Origin of the sequence: Acidovorax delafieldii 2AN, from assembly GCF_000175235.1 — a bacterium.
In the GTDB taxonomy this organism is placed as follows: domain Bacteria; phylum Pseudomonadota; class Gammaproteobacteria; order Burkholderiales; family Burkholderiaceae_C; genus Acidovorax; species Acidovorax delafieldii_B.
The window spans coordinates 1-2554 of the sequence record NZ_ACQT01000374.1 but is presented as its reverse complement, the minus strand read 5'-3'; the positions used below and the strand labels follow the sequence as shown (position 1 = coordinate 2554).

At 66.6% G+C, this 2554-nt stretch carries 2 protein-coding genes and 1 pseudogene; all 3 read right to left on the bottom strand.

Going from position 1 to position 2554, the window contains the following annotated elements; genetic code table 11:
- Positions 1-515, bottom strand: a pseudogene (locus ACDELDRAFT_RS21195) (biotin/lipoyl-binding protein); the annotation flags it as partial.
- A 163-nt stretch (positions 516-678) separates the two neighbouring features.
- Complete coding sequence (locus tag ACDELDRAFT_RS21190; RefSeq protein WP_005800279.1) at positions 679-1320, bottom strand: TetR/AcrR family transcriptional regulator; 642 nt, start codon at positions 1318-1320, stop codon at positions 679-681.
- A 492-nt stretch (positions 1321-1812) separates the two neighbouring features.
- On the bottom strand, positions 1813-2554 hold a 742-nt coding region (locus tag ACDELDRAFT_RS21185; RefSeq protein WP_005800278.1), incomplete at its 5' end, for a UbiD family decarboxylase.

Genomic DNA, 2554 nt, shown 5'->3' with positions numbered 1-2554 from the left:
CGCACCGCTTCGGCCTGCGCGGCTGCCACGACGGCATCGGCCACCTGCAGCTCCTGCTGCTTGGCGGCGGCCAGCTCTTCACTGGTCGAGCGCACGGCCAGCAGTTGGGCATACCGCGTGGCCTGCGCCTGCGCATGGGCCTGCCGCGCCTGTGCCTCGCGCAGGCTGGCCTGCACGCGCTGCAGTGCGGCCTCCTGGGCCTGCAAGCGGTCTTGCAGATCGACCGCATCCATCTCGCCCAGCACCTGGCCGGCCTGGACAGAGTCGCCCACATCCACATCCAGCCGCTGGATGCGCCCGGCCACCGTGGGGCCGATTTTGGTGGTGGTGCGGGCGCCGATGGTGCCCACGCCAAACAGCGCCGGCGTGAGGGCCTTGCGCTCAACCTTGGCCAGCGTGACCGCCACCGGGGCCAGCGGGCCCGAGCGCAGCACCACATAGACGAACAGCGCCAGCATGGGCACCACCACGGCCAGCAGCGCCAGCGTGCGACCTTGCAAGGGGAGTTTTTTCATCGCCGGGCCGCCCCCAAATGGCAAGCGCCCCCCTCGGGGCTGGGGGCTGCGGCTCCAGGCCTGCCCTCGCAGGGCTGGACAACCCGAAGGGGTGACGCCTCTGACGGTGCAGCGGCCTGCAAGGCCAGCAACCCCACGAAGTGGGGAGCGTGGGGATCATTTTTCATGGCGTGCTTTCGCTGGCGGGCGCAATGCCGCGCTGGTAGATGGCAAAAACCCGGGGGGCGTCGCTGCGCATGCGCTGCATGTCACTGGTGATCAGCGACTGCATCACCAGACCCTGGACGGTGCCGATGAACAGCGTGGCGGCCGCCGGAACATCCAGCCCCGCGTGCACCTCGCCCTGCGCCTGGCCTTGCGCGATCAAGCCTTGCAGGCGCTCGCCGTAACTGGTGATGAGCGTCTGCACCATCTGCTTGGGGAGCGTATCGCCCGCGCGCTGCAGCTCGCTGAAGATGATGCGCGGCACGCCCGGGTGCTCGGCCACGAAGGCGACATGCGCCATGAACATGGCCCTGAGCGCCGCCAGGGGCGAGGCCGCGCCGTCGGCCGCGCGGTCGATGCGCGCCAGCAGCTGCGCGGCCACCCAGTCCATCACCGCCTGCAGGATGGCGTCCTTGTTCGGAAAGTGCCGGAACAGCGCGCCCTGCGTGAGGTGCATGTGCTGGGCAATGGCCGAGGTGGTGATCTCGCTCGGGTTCTGCGTGGCTGCCAGCGCCACCACGGCCTCGACCGTGACGGCACGGCGTTCGTCGGCAGGCAGATGTTTGGGCGCAACGGCCTCGGTGGCGGTATTTATCATCATGAAAGTAAGTAATCTATTACTATCTTATCGCCATTTTCCTGGCTTGGATACTTGGAGGAAATCGAGGGGTTTTCGCACACCCGTGGCCGGCCTCGCCGCGCGGGGCTGCACACCCGTCCGGCCGGACGGGGGCCAACAGTTCAGTGATTCTGGCCCCATGCGCTTACGCACTGGACATTGATCGCTATTATTTTTGGAGCATCAAGTGCCACAACGGCTTTGTTGCCCGACGAACACTGCGCAAATGCCAGTCGCCATCGCGATCTGCACATGATCTTCATGCGATGCGTGCAGCGCCAAAGCCGTCACGGTGCCAGCACACACCGCAGCCCGCCCAGACCGTCAAGATGGCACCAAAGCCCAGCGGGTCGAAAAGACCTTCGGATTGCCGCGCCAAACGCCTCCGAGGCACCCTTGTGCCAGGCCTCCGGCCCGGTTGCGCCCGCCATGCGGGCACTGCGCCTGAGGAACCTGCCCCACAGAAAAGAGCGTTTAAAGCCCCAGCGCTTGGTAGAGCCCATCCATGCGCGCAGCCACGTCGGCATCCATCGCCATGGGACGGCCCCACTCGCGCTGGGTCTCACCGGGCCACTTGTTCGTGGCATCCAGCCCCATCTTGCTGCCCAGGCCGCTCACGGGCGAGGCGAAGTCGAGGTAGTCGATGGGGGTGTTCTCCACCATCATGGTGTCGCGCACCGGGTCCATGCGGGTGGTGATGGCCCAGATGACTTCCTTCCAGTCGCGCACGTCCACATCGTCGTCCACCACCACGATGAACTTGGTGTACATGAACTGGCGCAGGTGGCTCCACACGCCCATCATCACGCGCCGGGCGTGGCCGGCGTAGGCCTTCTTGATGCTCACCACCGCCATGCGGTAGCTGCAGCCTTCGGGCGGCAGATAGAAGTCCACGATCTCGGGGAACTGCTTTTGCAAGAGCGGAATGAACAGTTCGTTCATCGCCAGGCCCAGCACCGCGGGCTCGTCGGGCGGCTTGCCGGTGTAGGTGCTGTGGTAGATCGGGTCCTTGCGCAGCGTGATGCGGTCGATGGTGAACACGGGGAATTCGGCGCATTCGTTGTAATAGCCGGTGTGGTCGCCGTACGGGCCTTCGAGCGCATGCTGCCAGCCGCTGGCGTGGTTCGCGTCGGGCTGGATGTGGCCCTCCAGCACGATCTCGGCCGTGGCCGGCACCGTGAGCGGCACGCCCAGCGCGGGCGTGACCTCGGTGCGC